Raw genomic sequence first — 24,672 nt, 5'->3', positions numbered from 1 at the left:
CCGTGTTCGGTATCAGTAACTATTCACAGGTGAGTTACCGCAGCCCGTTAAGGGCATTATTTCTTGTCTTTGCCATCAACTTCTTCAAATTCTGCATCGACAACGTCGTCATCTTTCTTCGCACTTGCATCAGCACCTGCGGCATTACCTGCTGCACCTGCTTGAGCTTGTTGTTGTGCGATTTCTAGCAGTTTTTCAGAAGCTTCAACTAATGTTTTAATTTTTGCTTCAATAGCGTCTTTATCTTCGCCTTTAGAAGCAATTTCTAACTCGCTTACCGCTTTTTCGATAGCTTCTTTATCGTTCGCTGGTAATTTATCGCCCGCTTCTTCAATTTGTTTACGAGTACCGTGAACTAATTGGTCAGCTTGGTTACGAGTTTGTACTAATTCTTCAAACTTACGGTCAGCTTCTGCGTTTGCTTCTGCATCACGAACCATTTTTTGGATTTCATCTTCATTTAAACCAGAAGAAGCTTTGATTGTGATGTTTTGCTCACGACCACTGTTTTTATCTTTCGCTGATACATGCAAGATACCATCAGCATCGATATCAAAAGTAACTTCGATTTGTGGCATACCGCGAGGTGCTGCTTGAATACCATCTAAGTTAAACTGACCCAGTGATTTGTTATCACTTGCACGTTTACGTTCACCTTGTAATACGTGAATAGTTACAGCAGATTGATTGTCTTCTGCAGTAGAGAACACTTGGCTATGTTTAGTTGGGATTGTGGTATTTTTTCCGATCAGGGAAGTCATTACACCACCCATTGTTTCGATACCTAAAGACAGTGGTGTTACATCAAGTAACAGAACGTCTTTAACATCACCCGCTAATACACCACCTTGAACAGCCGCACCCATTGCAACAGCTTCATCTGGGTTAACGTCTTTACGTGGCTCTTTACCAAAGAAATCAGCAACGGTTTTTTGAACCATTGGCATACGAGTTTGACCACCAACCAGAATAACGTCGTTAACTTCGCTAACTTTCAGGCCAGCATCTTCTAATGCAACACGTACTGGTTCCATTGAACGTTTAACTAAATCTTCAACTAAAGATTCCAGTTTTGCACGAGTTACTTTGATATTTAAGTGTTTAGGGCCAGTCGCATCTGCAGTGACATATGGCAAGTTAACATCTGTTTGTTGTGCAGAAGATAATTCGATTTTCGCTTTTTCTGCTGCTTCTTTCAGACGTTGCATTGCTAATGGATCGTTACGCAGATCAATGCCTTGCTCTTTCTTAAATTCATCAACTAAGTAGTTAATTAAACGGCTATCGAAGTCTTCACCACCTAAGTGAGTATCACCATTGGTTGACAGAACTTCATAGGTTTTTTCGCCATCAACTTCATCAATTTCGATGATAGAGATATCGAATGTACCACCACCTAAGTCGTAAACTGCGATAGTACGGTTGCCCACTTCACGATCTAAACCGTAAGCCAGAGCAGCCGCTGTTGGTTCGTTAATAATACGTTTAACTTCAAGACCTGCGATACGACCCGCATCTTTAGTTGCTTGACGTTGAGCATCGTTAAAGTAAGCAGGAACAGTAATAACTGCTTCAGTAACCGCTTCACCTAAATAGTCTTCTGCTGTTTTCTTCATTTTTTTCAGGACTTCAGCAGATACTTGTGGTGGAGCCATTTTGTCGTTACGCGCTTCAATCCAAGCATCACCATTATCAGCTTTTACAATTTTGTAAGGCATGATAGCAACGTCACGCTGAACTTCGTCATCTTCAAAACGACGACCAATTAAACGTTTGATGGCAAATAAAGTATTTTGTGGGTTAGTCACAGCCTGACGTTTTGCAGGTTGACCAACTAAGATTTCACCATCTTGTGCATAAGCAACGATTGAAGGAGTAGTACGATCGCCCTCACTGTTTTCAATAACCCGGGCATTTTTGCCATCCATTACAGCAACACAAGAGTTAGTTGTACCCAGGTCAATACCAATAATTTTACCCATTTAAACGCCTCCAAAGAGAATTCTTTATCAATTTGACTACCAATCTATATGAGGATGAATATTCATTTTTCAAGTCACAAATTAATAGACTTAACAACATCATCTCGAAGCGGATATAAAATCAACGCAACTCAATAGTGGTAATTGCAGTTGAAAAGAAGATGGGGTCATAAATACATTCATCAAGGGGAATAATGAAAAAAAATGCAAAAAATGCGAAAAATTTGTGTCTGAGAATAAAACAGGAATTAAAAGCTGTTATTTTTCATGATGTTAGATTGGTTACAAATAACATTGTGACTTATCTGAAATGCTTTTTTAAGACTAGACTTAGAATAATGTCATAAGAGATTGAAAAATAATATTTTTTAGCTTTTTAAATAAACATATCAAATAAATATAAGGTTACTTTTGCGTTATCCAAATTTAGTCAGAATATTTCCTAGCCTGAAGCTTGACGACAAAAATAACCTCTTACATTATTTATGCTGAAGTAGAACGGCGAGCTGATTTAGGTCTAAAAGCGGCAACGATAGCTTCATTTGTTTCGACATAAGGGCCATCAAGCAGTTGAATGCAGTACGGTACACTGGCAAAAATACCACTCACAATCACATTGCCATCATTATCTTTTAATCCTTCCAGCGTTTCTGCGATGGCTTTAGGTTGTCCCGGCAGATTTAGAATTAACGCTTGGTTACGGATAACACCAACTTGGCGAGATAAAATAGCTGTAGGCACAAATTTCAGACTAATTTGGCGCATTTGTTCGCCAAAACCAGGCATTTCTCTGTCTGCAATAGCCAATGTAGCATCAGGAGTGACATCACGGCGCGCGGGACCTGTCCCTCCTGTTGTTAACACTAAATGACAGCCAACTTCATCAACAAGCTCACACAGTGTTTGTTCAATCATCAGTTGTTCGTCAGGAATTAAGCGTGATTCGATATGAAAAGGCGTTGTTAATGCAGCTTTTAGCCAAGCTTCTAAAGCGGGTAAGCCTTTATCTTCATAAACCCCACTTGATGCACGATCAGAAACAGAAACTAACCCTATGCGTAATTCGTTCATATCAAACCTCAATTAATCAATAACCATCTAACTTGCGCGCAGATATTATCATGAGAACACAAGAGAATTAAAAAGAATCTCAATATATTACTGATATTTAATATTGGATTATTGAGAATAGATAATAAAGAAATGATAACAATCTATTTTTATTTGGCTTTAACTGAAATTAAAAAAGGGAGCATAAGCTCCCTCTCTTTAATATTGAACAATATTAATTAATATTATTCATCAATATATTTAGTAATATAAGAAGCTGCCAATTTTTTCGCTTCAGCTAATTGTGCTGCATTTAATGTACGAGCAGTACGTTTTAACATAGCTTCATCACCATCGCCATTTTCAACAGCAACAGAGAACCATGCATAAGCTTCTTTCAGGTCGCGTTTAACACCTTTACCGTAGTAATAGTTTAAAGCAAGGTTATTTTGTGCCAGACCATTACCTTGTACAGCTGATTTTCTATACCATTCAACCGCTTTACGCGCATCTTTAGCAACGCCATCACCTTCATCGTACATTACGCCTAAGTTATTTTGCGCATCACGATTACCTTGGTTTGCTGCTTTGGTATACCAGAAAACTGCTTTAGTACCGTTACGTTCTACACCTTCACCATCATCATAAGAAACAGCAAGATTATATTGTGCATCAGAATGGCCTTGTTCTGCCGCTTTGGTATACCAAACTACTGCTTTTTCATGATCTTGTGCTACACCGATGCCTTCATCATAAGAGATACCAAGGTTGTATTGTGCATCACTATCACCTTGTTCACCGGCTTTAGTATACCAATATACTGCTTTCTCATGATCTTGCTCTACGCCATCACCATCATCATAAGAAACAGCAAGATTGTATTGCGCTAAAGAGACACCTTGAACAGCCGATTTGTTATACCAATAAACCGCTTTTTCTGCATCACGGTCAATATCATCACTCATGTCATACATAAGTGCTAAATTTAACTGTGCTTCAGCATGGCCTTGCTCTGCCGCTTTGGTATACCACTCCAGTGCTTTTTGTGCATCCTGCTCAACACCTTCGCCATTCTCATATTTTACGCCCAATTGATACTGAGATGCTGAGTTTCCACTTTCAGCACTTTTTTCAATTGCAGGTAAAGAGAATGCCGTTTTGCTTTCTGCCATTGCAGCGCCACTAAAAAATAACGATGCAAGTACCGTTGCCAAGACAATTTTTTTCATAATTCACCAATAATAAATAGAGTATTTTAATAATATATTTTTATAATTATTACCGGATAAATAATATATTCCAATCAATTTAATCTTAAAATTTACTTAAATGTTATTTTGAGAGAAAAAAAATGAAAATACCCATCTATATAAGATGGGTATTTAAGATTTTTATAAGAGTTTAACGACGAATTATAATAAATCCGCAATCATTTTCTCTAATTTTTCCTGATCGACAGCAAATTTACGAATACCGTCAGATAATTTATCTACTGCCATTGGGTCAGCGTTGTGATCCCAATAGAATTGAGCTTCAGTGATAGCTTCTGGACGCGCTTTCACTTCACCTTTGTAAGATAATTTATGTTCAACTTCACCTTCAGCTTCTGATAATTCTTTTAACAGAGCTGGAGCAATAGTCAGACGGTCACAACCTGCTAATTCTAAAATCTCACCCATATTACGGAAGCTTGCGCCCATAACAACAGTGTTATAACCGTGTTGTTTGTAATAGTTATAGATTTCAGTAACAGAAATCACACCTGGATCTTCAGCAGGAGCAAATTCTTTTTTATCTGTATTGGCTTTATACCAATCCATGATACGACCAACAAATGGAGAAATCAGGTAAACACCTGCTTCAGCACATGCACGCGCTTGAGCGAAAGAGAACAGTAAAGTCAGGTTACAGTTGATACCTTCTTTTTCTAATTGCTCTGCGGCACGGATACCCTGCCAAGTAGATGCTAATTTGATAAGAATACGGTCGTTGCTGATACCGGCATCATTATAAAGTTTCATTAGATGACGTGCTTTTTCGATACACGCTTGTGTGTCGTAAGAAAGACGTGCATCAACTTCTGTTGAAATACGACCTGGGATCAGTTTTAAAATTTCTAAACCGATATTTACTGCCAGTTTGTCGCAAGCATCAACGATTTGTTGTTCACGAGAATCGCTTTGTGAACGAGCCCATTCAATCGCTTCATCAATTAATTTACGATATTCAGGAATTTGAGCTGCATTTAAAATTAAAGATGGGTTGGTAGTTGCGTCTTGTGGCTGATACAGTTTCATTGCTGCGATGTCACCAGTGTCAGCAACAACAGTTGTCAGCTTACGCAAAGAAGTCAATTTGTTGGTCATTTTGTTTATCTCATCTACTAGGTAAATCTGTTTGCAGTCACCTGCGGATATCTATTGATAATAACATGGACTGCTCACACTACAAGACGCTTAGATTCATACAAAGCAATTATTTGAATGCCAAACGTTTTCGCAAAACAAAAGCAGAAAAAAACAAAAGATAATCACAGGCTGAATCGTTTAAATTGTCGAATTTTACGACAAATAAGAGAAACCATTGTTTTTTCCTATTACTATAATTTAGTCTTTAATCGAAAGAATTTGCTATATTTGGTCAACATTAAAATAACGTATCGAGGGAATTATGCTAATCACCATTTCACCAGCTAAAACACTGGATTTCGAATCGCCTTTAGCAACAACGCACTTCACCCAACCTGAATTGCTAAAATATTCCCAACAACTTATCGAAGAATGTCGAAAATTATCATCCAGCGACATCGCAAGCTTAATGAAAATAAGCGATAAACTCGCAGGATTAAATGCTGCTCGTTTTGGTGAATGGCAACCTAATTTCACACCAGAAAATGCACGCCAAGCTATTTTGGCGTTTAAAGGTGATGTTTATACAGGAATGCAAGCTGAGCTTTTTTCTGAAGATGATTTTCAGTTTGCACAACAACATTTACGCATGCTTTCTGGCTTATATGGTGTACTTCGTCCTCTTGATTTAATGCAACCTTATCGCCTTGAAATGGGAATAAAGCTAAAAAATAGCAAAGGCAGCGATTTATACCAATTTTGGGGAAATACCATTACAGAAGCATTAAACAAAGCGCTGGAAGAACAAGGCGATAATGTTTTAATCAATTTAGCATCTGATGAGTATTTTAAATCAGTGAACCCGAAGAAACTCAATGCTGAAATTGTTAAACCTGTTTTCCTTGATGAAAAAAATGGCAAATATAAGGTTATCAGCTTCTACGCTAAAAAAGCCCGTGGATTAATGAGCCGTTTTATTATTCAAGAAAAACTGACTAACAAAGCACAACTTAAAGAGTTTGATCTTGAAGGCTATCAATTTAATTCAGCAGGATCAGAGGGCAATACCCTAGTATTTAAACGCGCTGAATCTATGGCGAAATAGATATCGTTTAAATTGAATATTCAATAATTAAATAGCCCTAATTAAAGGGCTATTTTTTTAACCCTTAATACTCCCAAGACTTTACCACCACTGATAATGGCGACCATACTGATGGTGGAGTAAATTCGCTACCTTGCATTATCGTTAATTGTTTCTCATTAAACTGTGCCATTTCTTGAATAATCGCAGCAAGAGACTGTGTTGAAATCACACTTTGTTTCTCAATAATAGAAACCGTTTTATCTGCTTCATCTTGCGGTCTTTTTACAGTTAAAACAAACTGATTATCCTGTGTTTTATACTGCATATCATCGTCTACTTGAGAAGCAATAAGCTTATCGTGTTCTGATAATCCTGAAATAAAAAGATGACTATTGTTCCCCTCATCATAAACAGTCACTTCACCATAACGCTTTTTCACAATATAAACATTATTACCCGTACCACCACTTAAATAGTCATTGCCTGAATCGGAAATTAGTAAGTCATTTCCACTTCCGGCATTGAGATTATCATTTCCCTCTCCAGCAATTAAAACATGATGTCCGTGGTTAACGACAATATGATCATCCCCTTTTCCACCATTAATCACCGAACTATTTTTATTACGATTAACAACAATATCATTCCCTTCCATAGGCTCAATAATTGATAATAAGTCAACAGCCTGATTTGATTTTTTTTGAGAGGTAATTGAATAAAATGACGAATGAGAAAGAGAATATGCAGATAATGTCTCTTTATTTAAAGAGAGTGATTCAGGGATCATAAGTACATCATCTTCTGCTGTTATCGCTAAATTTAAATCAGTAATAGGAACAAGCGAACGTTGCCGACTCTCTTTTGTAGGAAGAGTAAAAACTATATTATCTTTATCAATAAAGCGAACCTGCATTCCTGAATCCCAAATAGCATTAATCTGAGAAGGTTCAAAAGCCAACTTTAAATGAGCATCTGGGCGATAACGATGTAATAGAACATTATTATGAAACATTAAATCAAAACCGCTAATATCAGATAGAAAAAAATTACTGGTATCGTGATGAGATAGTTTTTCGCTATTATCAGGAAATAAAATATTAATTTTTTCGTTTTTGTTAGAAGCTAAAAATGTTTTAATTTGATAACTGTCGTTGCCTGAACTTAGTGTAATAAACGAATTTTTTGTGATACCAAAGTAATGATTATCCTGAGAATCACCCTGAAAACCAAACCGTAAGTTCTCTCCCGCAGAAAATCCGCTGTATTTTAATTGTGGTAACAAGCTAATTGTCTTATTTTTATTCAAATATGAAAGAGATAAAGAGCTATTATTTTCATCAAGATATAATAATTGAAGATTTTCTTCAGTGTTATCATATTTATCTATATAACTAAAATCATATAATATATTATCTTTAATAGCTTTATTTTCACTCACTGTTAATATAAAACCATCCATTGTTGTTAAAGTATATTGATGAGCTAATGAATAATTTTCTCTGCCAGAATACACATTTCTTAGCGTTATTAAATGATAAATTGGCTCGTTATATTGATTCCCATCATTTACTTTAATATAAAAAACAATGTCTTTCTCTTGACGACGAATAGAAGATATTTCATCAAAATGATAGTTTAACCTTACAATACTAGATTCATTTTCACTTTTTTCATTAACAATTGTTTCAAACTGAATATTATAATTATTCTTTAAAGAAGCCCTTAAAATAAGATAATTATCAGTTCCATCACCACCTTCTGCATACCCCTCTTGTAAAACTAAAGTATCATTTCCATCTAATCCATATAATAAATCAGCACCACCAACACCATCTAAATAATTATCTTCTTGATTACCATAAATAGTGTCGTTGCCAAATTCGCTACCAAAAATATTTTCAATACTGTCTAAATAAGCAATAACTTCGTGATCTTGCAATACAATATTAGGCATAGTATCAGTTATTTTCGTTGAATAAAGATGTTCATTTTCTTGATAAAGAAAAAGTTTAGAATGAAAATTTTGACTATTTGTTTGATCTAATGAATGCTTAAATTTGACGTAATTATCTAATAAACTAATTTCATATCCTTGATATTTATTTGTTGTTTTTACAATACGAAGGGTATCATTCCCTCCTCGCCCATAAAAACGACTTGCATAAAGTGGAGACTCTGAAGTAAATAAATTAAACATATCATTTTTATTTCCTCCGCTTAATCGCTTAGTTCCATTATAGATATCAAAGGTATTCTTAGTATTTGAAGGAGCAGTAATAATATCATTACCATTATGAGTGTTAAAATAAAAATCTTCATTCTCACTCCAACCAGATGAATAATATTTTCTATTTTTATTAGATTTAATTAAATCTTCTATTACTTTATTTTCATTAAATAATAGGATACTGTTTTCTCTCGTTGTTTTCATCTTTTGAATAAAATCATCATCAACAATATTATCAAAAATAGGTGAGTCATTATCAGAAATAATATCTAGAGTATAACGTTTTAATTCATCGACATAAAAATCAATATCAAAAATAAGTGTTTCATTCGTCGCTATTGCTTCTTTAGGAAGATAGTATTTATATTCTGTTTTTTCTGCTCGTAAATGATAAGAAAGCGAAGCTATTGTTTCTGCTTCTTCTTGGCTTATATTTAATGATATTCGTTGAGCAACATATTCTCCTAAAGGATTTAAAATTGAGTCTAATGTTTTTCCCATTAGGTTAGGTATAACTTTATAGTAATAATATTCTTGATAAATTTGTTTTTCATTAGTGTAAAAATAACGACTAAGGTGAGATTGTTTTTTTATTTTCTCAAGATAACTAATCGCTTTCTTATCAATCATTGCTTCTAATTGGTTTTCTGCTTCTAAATAGATTATTTCATTTTTTTTGTCAGGAATAAGATCCCCCATTAAAAAGGCATAAAACCCGTTATTAAGCTCTTCTAGTGGTGTAAAATGAACTTTTGTTTTTGCTTCTTCGATAAGCCTTGCCGCATTATAAATTGAAGTTGCTAAAGCGATAACAGCGCCAGCAACAATACCAATAGGGCCTGCAATAGTAGAGCCTGCAAGCATCCCAATAGAAACCCCCAATGTGATTAATCCTGAAACAACGGCAAAAGAGCCATTGACAATATAATCGATGCGTTGTTTTTCACTAGTTTCAACTGAAATTCGGCTAAAATTATCGTAAGCATTATAAATATCGAATCCAATAGAAAGCACATTAAGCCCAATGCCAATTCTTGTGCTTATTTTATTGACGTATTCTAATGGATTATGTCTATATTTTAGTAATCCTTTAGCTAAAGTAATTTCAATCATTTCTGAAATGCCATTGTAAGCCATTTCAGACCACATAATGGCTAGATTATTAATGATCTCTTTACGTTCTTTTGCGGCTAATGATGGATTATTGAGCTGTTCAGCAAGCATAAATGTAGCGTTAATTGATTGCCACATACCAAACGTAATATTAGCGTAGCCGATTTTGCTAATTATTCGCATATGTCGAGGAATATTTAACGAATTTTTTCTCAATGTATTCCAATCATTAATATCATAGTTTTTACTACCTAAATTAATAATTTCAGAGAGTCTTTCAGATGCCATTAAATAGTCGATCCTACTTGTATCATTAGAAAGTAGGTGCTTAACTTTGTTTTGTTTGTTATTCAATAAAGTTCTAAAAAGTGAAATAATTTTCTTATCTTCTTCACTACCTGAGAGTGAAAAAAAATAATCATTAAGGTGATAAGGATCAAATGTTAATTTTTCTTCCCATTTAGCCAAACTATTCAGCGAGATGGAATCTATATTTTCATTATTTATTTTCGCACCCAAACCAATTAATAATCTTTTATTAAAAGATATATCATTTATTTTTACTATTTCTTTATTTTTATTAGAGGCAATATTATTTCTGCTATCGAAGAAATCCAAAGCATTTAAATTACTTTCTTTATCAAGTGCTTTAGCGGGTGAAGTTCCTTCAATACCTTTTTTATTATTCTCTATATAAATAGCATTCTGAAGAGTATCGATTAAGCCTTTATAGTTTTCAAATGTAGAAATATTATCAAGTAATACTCGATATAGAGTGCCTTTTTTATTTTCATCAAAAAATGAAGAAAGTAACTCTTTTGATAGTAAACTTAAGTTATTTATTAGCTTAGGATTATCATATATAGCATGCACAACCTCAATAGCTTTATTTTCCTTTTCTGTTAAAGAGAGAGCGTTATCTTTATATTGAAAAGTAAAAAAGCCATCATCAAAAGAAACTTCCCCCATTAAATATTGATTAAATTTTTTATTAATCAATGGATCATATATTGCCTGCTGTAACTTACTTTTAATCATGCTTTTTTCTGAAGCGTTAAAAACAGCAGATAATTCATCTGAGTATATTAAAAGTGCATCATGCATAGAAATATTATTATTAATTATTTTATCAATTAACTCTTTTAAGATTATTCTATGCTGTTCAGCATTAATAATATCTACTTTATTAATTAATGTTCCAATCTGATCAATCGTAAGTTGATAACGATTATTTTTGATATAATTAAAAATATCTAATATGGTTATATCATCTGAATAATCATAAATTAACGTTTTAATCTCTTTTTTATAACCTATTTTAAATTCACTGTTATCACGATAGTGAGGATATAACTCTGAAGTAAATTGGTATAATTCTTTTGTTGATTTTTCATTTTCAATTTTTAACTTATCTTCCATTGAAATGGGAACAAAATCACTACATTCCACTTCAGGAATAATTACATTGGATGATATTGTACTTGCTAGTAAAGGTTTATCAATATACTGTCTTTCAATAACAGGTTTAATAATAACATGCTCTTTTAACAGTGAAATTTTACTATCGCTAATTTGATAGATCGGCATATTGAGTCGTTGAGCAATACCTTCAATAAAAAAATCACCATATTGATAACTTAGCAACTTTTCTCTTTTAGCAAGCACAATAGTTTTTTCATTAAAAAACTGATTTTCTAAAATAATATTATATAATTTTTCAACTTCATTTTTCTGTTTAATAAAGTCTTGATTAAAAAAAACCTTATCACTATTTCCGGCCACTGTAATTCGTATTTTATTTTTCATACAATAATCGAGAAAATGACTTACTTCTGACCTATCTTTTAGATAAGATATTAATTCTTCACTTTTAATACCATTATAAAAATAATTTATAATATCATCTTGATAAACAGAGTCTATATTATCAACAATAATATTGTCTATCACTTTATCAGTAAAAATAGTATTTTCAGAAAATAAAAATTTAAACGTTTCTTTATTATCATCAAATAATAAATAGCTACAATCTATTTTATTCTTGTTTTTATTTAATGACTTTTCTAAAAGAGTACGAGGATCATCTTCATTAAGATAGAAATTATTTTGATGATAATCATAGTTTTTTTCACGATAGTTATTAAGAAAATAATTTTCTAATTGAGTTATTTCATGAATAATCATTCTATTAACAAATTGATGATTTATAAAAAGATCAAAATATAAATCATGATAAGAATTTAAGCTTCCCTCTCTTTTCAAGTCTATTTTATTTTCAATAAACCTGATTAATTTATTTACATTATCATGTTCTTTATATTCTAATAATTTTTTATAATTTTCTTTTAAATGTAGTTTACTTTGATCTTCTATCAAAAATGTATTTTTTAACTCAGGAATATCAATTCCTTTAATTATTTCATTTAAGTATTGGTAATTTTCTTTAAATTCAATTGTATAATCATATCCATTGATACCCACGCTTCTATTTTTATCCAATAGTAAATAAGGGCTTTCAATAATATTATTGTAAATAAAATTACTAACGCCATTTCTCCCACCATTAATTTCATTAATCATTAATTGATAAAATTTTGCAGTAACTGAACTATTCTTTTTAGATAAGGCTATTAATTTATCTTTCCCATAAATTAACTCATCATAAAATAATTTACTTTCTAACTTTTCTTTTATTTTATTTAATATATTAATAAGAGACATATTTTCATTATCATGATTAAAATATTCTATTTTATTAATAAGAGAGAAACTTGCTGATAATTTATCAAAGTATATATTTCCCTCCAAGACATCTATTAAAGAAATTATTTTATTTAATAAAACAGATTTATTCCCTTTTAATAAATAACTATTAATTTTAATCAACTCACGATAGTATATATCACTAAACTCAACATAATTTTTATCTCTTCTTATTTCTTGAAAATTATCAAATTCAGATTCTTGAATATTTATATCACCATTATCACTTTTATTTAAGATAATCTTACTAGCTTTATTATTTTTTATTATTTCAGAAAGATAATTTTTTATTAAATAAATTCCTTCATCGACATTTGAATCTTTTACAATAACTTCTATAATTTTATTATCTCTGTTAAGCTCAACAATAAGATCTCGCTGTTCATTATAATGAATAATTCGCCCAGTAATGTTGTCATTGAAAGGTAATGAAAAACCTATTTTCTTTATATTTTCTGCAACACATTTATTTATCTCTACATTATTATAATCCCAAACACTTTGGTAATTTGAAACTTCACTTTTTTTATACTCATCAAAGATAATATATTTCTCATTATCAATTTCATGCGAGCCATAAAAGTCCATTTTATTATCTAGCACTTCTTTTATAGACGTAATACTCGAATATTCTAATAACTCACTATTAGAATCAAATAAAGAAAATTTATAATTATTCTCAGAATATTTTTTATAAGAAATAGCAATGGCATGATCTTTAAAGGCAATAATAGAATAATAATCATCATAATTCTTCATAACATCTACTAAGTGTTTATTAATATTATCTTTATTAAAGACTACTTTTTTAACCTGCGATCTTTTTAGTCCCCGATGCTCTAGTATTTGACTATATTCAAGTGATTTTAGTGCATCAAAAACAAAGTATTGTAATTTTTCACCTAATCTCTCCATTTGAAAGTGTTGAGAAATTATAATACTCTTAATTTCTTTAATTAGGTTTAATATCTCATACTCTTGTATACTATTAAATAATATAGAATCCAGTTTATCGACTATAGATTCTTTTTCATTTTGATAAGAGCGTATATTTTCTTTTAACCAGAATAAATATTTATTTCCTCCTTCTAAGCCATTATTTCTAACTTCAACTAAATAATTTAAACTCAACCCATAACATAATCCAGCTAAAGTATGAACATGACTAAAATCATAATTAGTTTCAGTAGAAGCAATCAGATTAACTCGACTCATAACTCTTTCTAAAGGCTTTAATAGATCGGTATATTGTGAAAATCGCTTCATAATATTATTTTTTATTTTAGTAATAAACCACCCCGTACCCACTTTATAAAGTAAATGTTCTCCACTCTCTTTTATCTGACCGTATTTAGATTTTGCAATTGTAAATGCTTCTTCTATATCATCGACATAAATATGTAGTACTTTTTCTGTATTTTCTAATTTATCTCTGATAATAAAAATATTTTTATATGAATAACTTTCATTTAATTCAATAGATATGTATTCATTAACATTTATTTGTTTCTTTTTCTTAATATCATTAATTATTTCTCTAAGAATATCTTTATTATTTATCTTCCAATTTTCTGCATTATTAAAATAGCTAACATATTCTTTCCTATTATAAAAACGGTAATATAAAAAATCACTATTACTGTTCTCACTTATAATATTATAAACTTTATTTATTAGTTCATTCTTATTATAAAAAAAACCAGCATATCCATCAAAGTTAATAATTTTAAAGTTATTGTTTTCACTATCTATTTGTATAAATACCTTATTATCATCAAATTCCAAATAGTAATCACCAGATAAATTATTCTGAATTAATAGTTTTAATCGTTCTTTTTGAATTTTACTGGGTTCTCTACTTGCTAATTTAGCGCTATTAAAAAATAAAGCCTCTATACTTGAATTAATTTCTTTTCTAATAAAATCAATATTTTTTGTAAAATCATTCTTATGATACAGCAAGAAATTATTCTCTATTTTTTCTAAGAATTCATCTGCAGCGTATTCATTTTTAGAAATAAAAATAGAAATGTAATTCTCAGTTAATATTCTTTTTACAGATTTTATCTTGAAAAATAATTCAGACCTATTTTCTTTTATATGATTTTCTATTTTTAATACAATACTATTAATATTATCCTTAAACGTTACCTCTTTGAATCCATTCATATTTAATTTCCTTGATTCTAATTAATTTACTTACAGGAAATAAAATATATAAATTTATTTTTACTTTTTTTAAATACTGATTTTCCTATTTTAGATAAAAAAATAGCCCAACACTTTGTTGAGCTATTTAATTAAATACGTATCTAATTATTTAATGTGATTATTATTTAGGAGCTCGTTCAAGCAAAAATGCACGTAATTGAGCAAAATCAGCAGGTAAGAAATGTGAGAGTAACTCTTTATCTGCGCGCTCCGCAAGCTCTTTAGGAAGTGGCAATTCACCGCCCAAAATACGCTCTACACTTTCTTTAAACTTCGCAGGATGTGCAGTGCCTAAGAATAAACCGTACTCACCCTCTTGAAGCTCATCACGCAGTAAACGATATGCAATCGCAGCGTGAGGTTCTGAAATATAGCCTTTCTTCGCAAGTTCACGCACTGTTTCTTCGGTTGTTTCGTCACTCACTGAACCATGAGCAAGATCAGAAAGATCCCAACCTTTACGGCAATACAATTCTTCAATACGAGGCCAGTTATTTGGTTGACTAACATCCATCGCATTAGAAAGTGTTGCAACAGTACGATGAGGCTCCCATTTACCATTATCTAAATAACGAGGAACAGTGTCATTCACGTTAGTTGCTGCAATAAAACGCTTAACTGGTAATCCCATGGATTTAGCCAATAAGCCTGCAGTTAGATCACCAAAGTTACCACTTGGTACTGAAATCACTAGCTGCCCATGTTTTTCAGCAGGAATTTGTGCAACAGCTTCAAAGTAATAACAAATTTGAGCAAGTAATCGGCTGATATTAATGGAGTTCGCCGAGTTCAAATACATTGTTTTCTTTAAGAACTCATCATCAAAAGCTTGTTTTACTAATGATTGGCAAGCATCAAAATCATCTTTAATTGCAACAGTGTGAATATTTTCACCTAATGTACAGAACAGTTTTTCCTGTAACGGGCTAATTTTGCCTTCAGGATAAAGAATAACAACTTGTACATTTTCTAATTTGTAGAAAGCATGAGCAACAGCGGCACCCGTGTCACCTGATGTTGCCGTTAAAATAGTCACAGGTTGGTTGCCAGCAACTTCTGACAACATTTGCGCCATAAAGCGACCACCAAAGTCTTTAAATGCCAGTGTTGGACCATGAAAAAGCTCTAAACAACTCACGTCATCTTCAACTTGGGTTACTGGTGCTGGGAATGCAAATGCGGTGCTAATACGTTTTGCTAATACATCAGCAGGAATTTCATCACCAATAAAGGCCGTTAAAATGCGGCTACTGCGTGTTGCAAAATCAAGTGCTAATAATTCATCAATTTCAGCTTTAGAAAACGAAGGTAAGTCTTGTGGAAAAAAGAGCCCTTGCTGTTTACCCAAACCTTGTTTTACTGCTTGAGCAAAACTGACTTGCTCTTGATTATCTTTCAAATTATATAATTTCATGACTTACCCTATCTGTCTTGCGCCACGCGTATCTATACGGCAGATATGTACAAAACCTTCACTGTTTTGTACGTAGTTTTGTTTCAGCCATTCGGCCATCTCTTGTGCGATTTCTAATGAATCACTAATCGTAAAAATGGTAGGTCCTGAGCCTGAAATGCCACAAGCTAATGCGCCTTTCTTCTGCGAAGCCTCTCTGGCTTTTTCAAATCCCGGAAGAAGTTGGGTGCGATAAGGCTCAGCAATCACATCTTGCATCAAATTAGCGGCTAATTCTGATTGCTGAGTATGGCAGGCATGAATAAAGCCAGATAAATAACGACCGTGGTTAATAATGTCAGCTTTAGAGTATTGTTTTGGTAAAATCGCTCTAGCTTCTGCCGTAGAGACCTTAATGCCCGGATATGCCATAACCCAATACCAATCATCAAAAGTTGGTACAGACTGACAAATAGTGCCGTTTTGTTCCAAAATAAGTTGTAGTCCACCTAAATAACAAGGCGCAACATTATCATAGTGAACACTACCTGAAATACGTCCTTCAAGCTCGCCCATCATCAGCAGCAATTGCCTTTCACCAAAAGGCTTTTGAGCAAATTCATTAAGTGCAACCAATGCCGCAACCACAGAACAAGCACTTGATCCTAAACCAGAACCAATTGGCATATTTTTCTCAAGTGTCATTGCAACAGGAAGTTCTTTGCCTAACTTTTCACAAAACAACTGCCAACATTGATACACAATATTTTGCTTAGGATCTGAAGGTAATTTGCTAACAAAGTGTCCTTTACTTTCAAGTGTAAATGCCGAAGCCGCTTCAACAGTGACACAGTCACCCAGTAATTGCCCATCAATAGGTGAAACTGCCGCGCCAAGGACATCGAATCCGACACTCACGTTGCCTATTGATGCTGGTGCATAAACTTTAACCACGCTTAAACTCCCAATTTCCATGATAAGGTACGTAATACATCTGCAAACACCCCAGCAGCAGTAACATCATTACCAGCACCATATCCACGTAATACCAATGGAATAGGTTGATAGTAGCGAGTGTAAAAGGCTAAAGCATTTTCACCATTTTTCACTTTAAACAGAGGATCATTCGCATCAACTGCCATTATCTTAACTTGGCATTTACCTTCATTGATGATGCCAACATAACGTAATACCTTACCTGCTTTTTGTGCTTCTTCGACTTTAGCATCAAATTCAACATCAACTTGAGGTAAACGATTTAAGAAGCTTGCTACATCACCTGAGCTATCAAATGAAATAGGCAGTACAGGCTCCACATCGATATCACTTAGCTCTAATTTATAACCCGCTTCACGCGCTAAAATAAGCAGTTTACGCGCAACATCCATACCTGAAAGGTCATCACGAGGATCAGGTTCTGTAAAACCTTTATCTTTTGCTGAAAGAGTCGCTTCAGATAAGCTTTTACCTTCATCTAATTGACCAAAAATGTAAGATAACGAGCCTGAAAGGATACCATTAAATTGAACTAACTCATCGCCTGCATTTAACAAGTTTTGCAAGTTCTCAATAACTGGCAAACCAGCACCCACGTTAGTGTCATATAAGAACTTACGGCGCGAAGCTTCTGCTGCTTGTCGAATTTGATAGTAATAATCCATCGACAGCGTATTCGCTTTTTTGTTTGGTGTAACCACGTTAAAGCCATTTTGTAAGAAATTTGCGTATTGTTGCGCAATTTCTTCATTAGATGTGCAATCAACGATCACAGGATTTAAGAAGTGGTACTCTTTTTCTAAACGAATAAGTTGGCTAAAGCTAAAAGGTTCTTTCGCTTCTTTTAAAGCTTGTTGCCAATTATCTAAATCAATACCTTGCATATCAGTCAGCATGGCTCTTGAGTTAGCAATACCGCATACACGAAGATCGATATGCTTATTTTTCAACCATGCTTGTTGGCGATGGATCTGTTCAATTAATGCGCTACCCACACCACCAACACCAACAATAAAGACTTCAACAATTTGATTGGTGTTGAAAAGCATTTGATGGCACAAACGCACAGCATTGGTTGCTGAATCATTAGCAATAACGGCTGAAATTGAGCGTTCTGAAGAACCTTGTGCAATAGCAACAATATTAATATTGCCACGAGTTAATGCTGAGAAGAATCGCGCTGAGATCCCTTTTAAAGTACGCATACCATCACCGACAACAGAGATGATAGCGACGTTTTCCATGATATCTAAAGGATCAAGTACACCATCTTTTAATTCTAAATAGAATTCATCTGATAATGCTTTTTGCGCTCTAATAAGTTCTTTTTGTGGCACACAAAAACTGATGCTGTATTCAGAAGAAGATTGTGTAATAAGAACAACAGAAATTCCGGCTCTCGACATGACAGAGAATACGCGAGCAGCCATCCCCACCATACCTTTCATGCCAGGGCCAGATACGTTGATCATCGCCATATTATTAAGGTTGGTGATCCCTTTAACTGGAGTGCTGTCATCTTTTTGACCATCACCAATTAATGTACCCGGAGCATCTGGATTGCCTGTATTTTTTATTAAACAAGGAATTTGGAATTGGGCGATAGGCGCAATTGTACGAGGGTGAAGTACTTTAGCACCAAAGTAAGAGAGTTCCATCGCTTCTTGGTATGACATGCCTTTTAACAGGCGTGCATCAGGAACTAAACGAGGATCGCAAGTATAAACACCGTCAACGTCAGTCCAAATTTCACAACACTCTGCACGTAGGCAAGCGGCTAATACAGCAGCCGAGTAGTCTGAACCATTACGGCCTAATACCACGAGTTCATTTTTCTCATTACCCGCAGTAAAACCCGCCATTAAAATCATATCGTCTTTTGCGATATTGAGTTCTAAGATGCGACGAGTAGATTCAGGAATATCAACGGTAGATTCTAAATAATGACCTTGTGCGAGTAGGTTTTTGACAGGATCGATTACAGTGACATTGTAGCCACGAGCCTGTAAAACGGATTCCATAATAGCGATAGAAAGCTTTTCACCACGACAAATCATTGCCGCATTGATGCTATCAGGGCATTGTCCTAATAAAGAGATCCCGTGAAGGATATGTTTAATCTCTGCAAATTCACGCTCAACTTTATCTTTTAAGCGTTCATAATCAAAACCGGGTTGTTTTTCTCTTAAACCTTGTAATAAGTTGGCAAAAATTTGCTCGGCTTCTCGTACTTGAGTGAGAGGATCTTCGCCTTCTGCCGTTTTTTCAATCATTGCAACCAAGTAGTTAGTTATCTTGGCTGGTGCTGATAATACGAGAGCGACTTGTCCCTGCTCTCTTTTTTTCTCAGCGATATCAGCAACATTCAGCACACGCTCTGCGTTGGCAACTGAAGTTCCTCCAAATTTTAACACTCGCATACAGCTCTCCTGATTTTTCACCCAAAAAAAAACCCGCATTTCTCAATGCGGGCTTTTTCGATTTTCGTTTTTTATATGCGACAGCCCGCCCCGCAATATAAGATTCCGGTGGTGGTGGTAATAATTGTCATTTTAGCTGGGCTGTAAATACGCATAACTATCCTGTCTGTCTCAAATTTAGTTTGACTATATACTGGTTAAAGCAAAGCGAGAGAGATGTCAAATTTTTTCTTTTTTTTCACCGAAAAATAAACTCGACTTAAATAAAATATATTCGATCCTTACCCCTATTGTAGTATAGATATTGCTATCACAAAGGGATAAACAAAGAAAATAAAGCTACCATTTTAGGGTTATTTGGGGATTTGTACTTTTATAAGGAATAAGGTATTTTATGCTACTTTAATTTGTGTAACAAAACTGGAAAAAAAAATAAACCCCACTATATTTAACATATATTTTTCTTTTACATTACATAAATCAAATTATATAGTTAACTATTGAAATCAAGGTTAAGCTGTTATCTTGATTTTGATATGTGTCAACAAAAGTTAGCTTTTTAGATGGTATTTAATACAACTGGTGTTATATTGCTGTTAATAGACTATGGGCGTTTTGCATTCTGATTTTAGCGTTCATTGTCGATTAAAATTGCAAGTTTTGTAATAACGTGATGGTTATTTATCGAATTTCAATCTGGGTCTAGTTTTTACGTGCTAATAACAAAAATGAATAACCACACAAATGCACACAGAAGTTAAACACAGATTTCCTTTTTCTATTTTTGGTAATTTTAGGTAGCAAATATGCAAACCCCGCACATTCTGATTGTTGAAGACGAAGTTGTTACTCGTAATACCCTGAAAAGCATATTCGAAGCTGAAGGGTATATCGTACACGAAGCCACTGATGGCAACGAAATGCACAATGTTCTATCTGATCATGATATTAATCTGGTCATTATGGACATTAACCTTCCTGGTAAAAACGGGCTATTACTTGCTCGTGAATTACGTGAACAGGCAAGTGTTGCATTAATGTTCCTAACGGGTCGTGATAATGAAGTGGATAAAATCTTAGGCCTAGAAATTGGTGCTGATGATTACATTACTAAACCATTTAACCCTCGTGAATTAACGATTCGTGCACGTAACTTACTGTCACGTACCATGAATTTAGTTAATGGCACAGAAGAACGTCGTTTAGTTGAAAGCTATAAATTCAATGGTTGGGAGCTTGATATTAACAGTCGCTCACTAATCAGCCCTGCTGGTGAACAATATAAATTACCACGCAGTGAATTTCGTGCGATGCTACATTTCTGCGAGAATCCAGGAAAAATCCAAACTCGTGCAGAATTACTGAAGAAAATGACAGGCCGTGAACTGAAACCTCATGATCGTACTGTTGACGTAACCATTCGTCGTATTCGTAAGCATTTTGAATCAACACCAGATACACCAGAAATCATTGCAACAATTCATGGTGAAGGTTATCGCTTCTGTGGTGATTTAGACGAGTGATTTGATCCAACCTCAAACACTTAACTAATAAAAAACCCCTGAAATGATATTCGGGGGTTTTCTTTTATCTAAAGAAAGGTTAATAAAATCACAAAAGGTGAAAATTGATCTCAGCAACTGTTTTGAAAAAAAATATAACTTCTTTTTAAAAAATTTTTTTAACCTTATTCGTATTAATTTTATTAACCATTAATTTCTCTAGCAAATAAAAATCACTCTTTCCACGGCATAATAGGTACTGCACTAATCGCATTTTTTGGCGAGCCATCAATGACTTTATCTGAGTAAGTCAGGTAAACCAGAGCGTGGCGCTGTTTATCGTAAAAACGCACAACTTGAAGCTTTTTAAATACGAGTGATGTTCTTTTCTGGAAAACAACATCACCATTATTTTTTCCTTTAATAACCTTTTCACTTAGTTCAATAGGCCCTACTTGCTGGCAAGAGATAGCCGCATCAGCAGTATCTTCAGCAAGACCTAAACTTCCTGAAATGCCCCCAGTTTTTGCACGACTCAAATAACATGTGACATTTTTAACTTCAGGATCATCAAATGCTTCAATCACAATTTTATGGTTAGCGCCAAAAAACTTAAATACCGTATCTACGTATCCAATTTCTTCCGCTTTTGCCATCAAAGAAAAAGGGAGTAAGATAGATACTGCTAGCATCTTTTTGAAATTTAACATATTTACCTTGTTCCATTGAAAAGATGAGAAAATAATTCCGTCTAGAATAAAACAATCCATTACTAACTGATAGAAGAATTTGTGTACATTAGTCGATGAAAAAGACTATATTTTACGATTGTCTAACAATATAACTTGTTATAGATGTTCAGGCTATTTACCATCTACAGCAATAAATAAACGAATATGACTAAGGGAGATGTATGGATCAAACCAACATCATACGTGATTTGCTCGCTTGGCTTGATAGTAACCTAGATAAGCCATTATCCCTCGATAATGTCGCAACTAAAGCGGGTTACTCCAAGTGGCATCTACAACGCATGTTTAAAGAAGTTACAGGACAAGCGATTGGTTCTTATATTCGTTCAAGGCGTCTATCCCGTGCAGCCGTTGCATTACGTTTAACGAGCCGCCCTATTTTAGACATTGCTTTGCAATATCGTTTTGATTCTCAACAGACTTTTACCCGTGCTTTTAAAAAGCAATTTGATAGAACGCCCGCTCTTTATCGCCGTTCTGATGAATGGTGTGCGGTAGGAATTTGTCCACCAATTACCTTAGATCCTCAAAATTTACCTAAATGGGAATTTGTAACGTTATCTGAGAAGAAATTAATTGGCATTGAGCAAACTTGCAGCCATACCCTTGAGCAATGGGCTGAAGCCTGCTCTGACATGCGTCAAACCTTCTGGCGCTACTATATGAGTAAGATAAGTGCCGTTCCTCATCAAGTGTATGGGCTTCATCACGCCCAGCATAGCGATGAGCATGAAGACGAACAGCGTGTACTTTATACCACTGCCGTTGAGCCTGATTACGCAACGTTTATTGATGATGATGCAGCAAATGAAGTCTCTCTTGCTGGCGGTGATTATATTCGCTTTGATTTTGAAGGTGAGGCGAAACGAGGCGCAATGCAGGAGTTTTTATTCCTAATTTATGGTGTCTGTTTACCTAATATGGGATTAACACGCCGTAAAGGCTATGACGTTGAAAAATACTATCTTAAAAATGTGCGTTACAGCAATGAGATGGTGACTGAACCACAAGATCATATCGAACGTTTTGAATATTACATTCCCATTAAACGTGAAGATGTAACTGCATAATAAAAAGCTCTCTTTGTGATATGAAAAAGAGAGCTTTTATTTTTTAGCGCTGAACTTCATCTAGTGCAGTATCAGTAAGATGACTTACATCACCTGCCGTTTCAATCACCCAACCATTGGCAAGCCAAGGGCTATTTTGATAATCAACGCGTGAAATTGAGCAATTACGCAATCTTAAACGGCGTTCTGCATATGCAGGTAATCCCAACACGGTGCTCAGTAAGCACCCTAAAGCAATACCATGACTGACTAAGAGTGGACGGCTATTTTCGGGTAAATCAAGACATTGATTTAGCGCAGCCTGCATACGACTTGCTAATTCTGTCATTGATTCTCCTTGGGGAATTCGTCCATCAGGTGTACCATCAATCAAACTCTTGCGCCAAGCCTCTTCTTGTGTCTTTAATGTTGCGATCTCTCGTTGTTCAAGAACGCCCATATTGAGTTCACGTAAACGTGGGTCAGTTATCACTTCACAGCCACAAGCTTGTGCAATGATTTCTGCCGTTTGACGAGTGCGGCCAAGATCGCTTGAGATAATGTGGGTAATGCCTGCTGATTTTACTTTTTCAGCAACTTGCTGTGCTTGACGCACACCATTTGCAGTTAGTGGGCTATCAGATTGCCCTTGAATACGTCTCGCCACGTTCCATTCAGTTTCACCGTGGCGAACAAGATAGACCTGTAACATACATTTTTTCCGTTATACTGCTCTAATTTTTCAAAGGATGATTAATTCATTATGTATCATGTCATTGCAGCCACTACGAATCCAGCAAAAATCAACGCGATAAAACTCGCCTTTGAGCAAGTATTCGGTAAAGATACCTTTGATATTGAAGATATTAATGTCGATAGCCGTGTTCCACAGCAACCTATCGGAAATACAGAAACGAGAACTGGCGCACGTCAACGTGTGATGGCGGCTCGTCAAGTTCGCCCTGAAGCTGATTTTTGGGTTGGCGTCGAAGCCGGTATTGAAGATGATATGACCTTTGCTTGGATTGTTGTCGAACATGGTCAAATTCGTGGAGAATCACGCTCTGCAAGCCTTATGCTACCAGAACAGATCTTAAAAGGTATCCGTGAAGGTCGCGAGCTTGGCGATGAAATGGCTTTCTTAACAAAGATTGACAATATTAAACAGCGCGGTGGTGCAATTGGTTATTTTACTGATGGCCTACTCAGTCGTACTTCTGTGTATCAACAAGCATTAGTGCTGGCATTAGTGCCTGTCACTCATGATATCTATAAAGAACTCAATCAAAAAGAAGATTAATAATTAATCTGATACGTTTTTTTAGATAAATTAGCTTTTAAATAAACAAGAAGCAAAAAAAGCCATTTAATCAAATAATTAAATGGCTTTTTTATTACTCTAGTTTACATCATAACAACGCGACTATTTTTTCGTCATTAGCTCTTTTTCAAGCCATAATTTCACGTCATGTGGCGCTGTTTTTAAACTATTAGAGCCTCTAGTGATGGTGGCAATACCAACGCCTAACTCTTCTTTTAACTCACGCTGACTTAAATCGCCTCGCATTAGCTCTTGCACAATGCGGACTCGCGTTGCCAAAGCACTACGTTCATCGGGTGTCATTAAAAGTTGTAAAATAGGAAATTGCACATCTTGCTCAAAAGCATGTTGTAATAACGCAACAAATCTTAGCCAGTGCTCATTCTCTTCAGGTGATAATGCAGGATCTTGCATCGTGGGAACCTCTTTTTGCCACACTCATTAACTAGTACACAATA

At 34.4% G+C, this 24,672-nt stretch carries 15 protein-coding genes; 4 read left to right on the top strand and 11 right to left on the bottom strand.

Going from position 1 to position 24,672, the window contains the following annotated elements:
• Positions 1-56: 56 nt before the first annotated feature.
• The 4 genes from dnaK to tal all read right to left on the bottom strand — a co-directional run bounded on the left by dnaK (position 57) and on the right by tal (position 5,398).
• Positions 57-1,982 carry a molecular chaperone DnaK gene (gene dnaK, locus D7029_RS03115; RefSeq protein ID WP_194951816.1) on the bottom strand — a complete coding sequence of 642 codons (1,926 nt, stop codon included), beginning with the start codon at positions 1,980-1,982 and terminating at the stop codon, positions 57-59.
• Between the two features lie 483 nt (positions 1,983-2,465).
• Positions 2,466-3,053 (bottom strand): molybdopterin adenylyltransferase, encoded by a 588-nt coding sequence (gene mog / locus D7029_RS03110; RefSeq protein ID WP_088493762.1) that lies wholly within the window; start codon positions 3,051-3,053, stop codon positions 2,466-2,468.
• A 224-nt stretch (positions 3,054-3,277) separates the two neighbouring features.
• Complete coding sequence (locus tag D7029_RS03105) at positions 3,278-4,261, bottom strand: tetratricopeptide repeat protein (protein WP_194951815.1); 984 nt, start codon at positions 4,259-4,261, stop codon at positions 3,278-3,280.
• 183 nt (positions 4,262-4,444) lie between these two features.
• Entirely contained in the window at positions 4,445-5,398 is a 954-nt protein-coding gene (gene tal / locus D7029_RS03100; protein WP_088493764.1) for a transaldolase, read from the bottom strand.
• A gap of 304 nt (positions 5,399-5,702) precedes the next feature.
• Here tal and yaaA point away from each other — a divergent pair, with 304 nt between their 5' ends.
• Complete coding sequence (yaaA, locus tag D7029_RS03095) at positions 5,703-6,485, top strand: peroxide stress protein YaaA (protein WP_194951814.1); 783 nt, start codon at positions 5,703-5,705, stop codon at positions 6,483-6,485.
• 64 nt (positions 6,486-6,549) lie between these two features.
• Here yaaA and D7029_RS03090 read toward each other — a convergent pair whose 3' ends face one another.
• From D7029_RS03090 to thrA, 4 genes are all read right to left on the bottom strand, one after another.
• On the bottom strand, positions 6,550-14,739 hold the full coding sequence (locus D7029_RS03090) for a calcium-binding protein (protein ID WP_194951813.1): 8,190 nt from the start codon (positions 14,737-14,739) through the stop codon (positions 6,550-6,552).
• A 163-nt stretch (positions 14,740-14,902) separates the two neighbouring features.
• Positions 14,903-16,195, bottom strand: a complete 1,293-nt coding sequence (gene thrC / locus D7029_RS03085) for a threonine synthase (RefSeq protein ID WP_194951812.1) — start codon at positions 16,193-16,195, stop codon at positions 14,903-14,905.
• 3 nt (positions 16,196-16,198) lie between these two features.
• The gene (gene thrB, locus D7029_RS03080; RefSeq protein ID WP_194951811.1) at positions 16,199-17,149 is read right to left on the bottom strand and encodes a homoserine kinase; all 951 of its coding nucleotides are present in this window, start codon (positions 17,147-17,149) and stop codon (positions 16,199-16,201) included.
• Positions 17,131-19,590 (bottom strand): bifunctional aspartate kinase/homoserine dehydrogenase I, encoded by a 2,460-nt coding sequence (gene thrA, locus D7029_RS03075; protein ID WP_194951810.1) that lies wholly within the window; start codon positions 19,588-19,590, stop codon positions 17,131-17,133. Before thrA ends, thrB begins: the two co-directional genes overlap by 19 nt.
• Before the next feature lie 806 nt (positions 19,591-20,396).
• Between thrA and arcA the strand changes: the two genes are divergently transcribed.
• The gene (arcA, locus tag D7029_RS03070) at positions 20,397-21,113 is read left to right on the top strand and encodes a two-component system response regulator ArcA (RefSeq protein ID WP_006535263.1); all 717 of its coding nucleotides are present in this window, start codon (positions 20,397-20,399) and stop codon (positions 21,111-21,113) included.
• 212 nt (positions 21,114-21,325) lie between these two features.
• On the opposite strand, the gene creA is transcribed toward arcA, so the two are convergent.
• Positions 21,326-21,784, bottom strand: coding sequence for a protein CreA (gene creA / locus D7029_RS03065; protein WP_171455359.1), 459 nt, complete (start codon positions 21,782-21,784; stop codon positions 21,326-21,328).
• Between the two features lie 221 nt (positions 21,785-22,005).
• Here creA and robA point away from each other — a divergent pair, with 221 nt between their 5' ends.
• Positions 22,006-22,914, top strand: coding sequence for an MDR efflux pump AcrAB transcriptional activator RobA (robA, locus tag D7029_RS03060; protein ID WP_194951809.1), 909 nt, complete (start codon positions 22,006-22,008; stop codon positions 22,912-22,914).
• Between the two features lie 43 nt (positions 22,915-22,957).
• On the opposite strand, the gene gpmB is transcribed toward robA, so the two are convergent.
• Positions 22,958-23,605 carry a 2,3-diphosphoglycerate-dependent phosphoglycerate mutase GpmB gene (gene gpmB / locus D7029_RS03055; RefSeq protein ID WP_194951808.1) on the bottom strand — a complete coding sequence of 216 codons (648 nt, stop codon included), beginning with the start codon at positions 23,603-23,605 and terminating at the stop codon, positions 22,958-22,960.
• Between the two features lie 51 nt (positions 23,606-23,656).
• On the opposite strand from gpmB, the gene yjjX reads away from it, so the two are divergent.
• On the top strand, positions 23,657-24,193 hold the full coding sequence (gene yjjX, locus D7029_RS03050; protein ID WP_023580954.1) for an inosine/xanthosine triphosphatase: 537 nt from the start codon (positions 23,657-23,659) through the stop codon (positions 24,191-24,193).
• A 123-nt stretch (positions 24,194-24,316) separates the two neighbouring features.
• Here yjjX and trpR read toward each other — a convergent pair whose 3' ends face one another.
• The gene (gene trpR, locus D7029_RS03045) at positions 24,317-24,628 is read right to left on the bottom strand and encodes a trp operon repressor (RefSeq protein ID WP_075671359.1); all 312 of its coding nucleotides are present in this window, start codon (positions 24,626-24,628) and stop codon (positions 24,317-24,319) included.
• Positions 24,629-24,672: the final 44 nt, after the last annotated feature.

The sequence above is a fragment of the Proteus vulgaris genome (assembly GCF_016647575.1).
In the GTDB taxonomy this organism is placed as follows: domain Bacteria; phylum Pseudomonadota; class Gammaproteobacteria; order Enterobacterales; family Enterobacteriaceae; genus Proteus; species Proteus mirabilis_B.
Note: the sequence above shows the minus strand (reverse complement) of the source record. Positions and strands in the feature narration are given on the sequence as shown.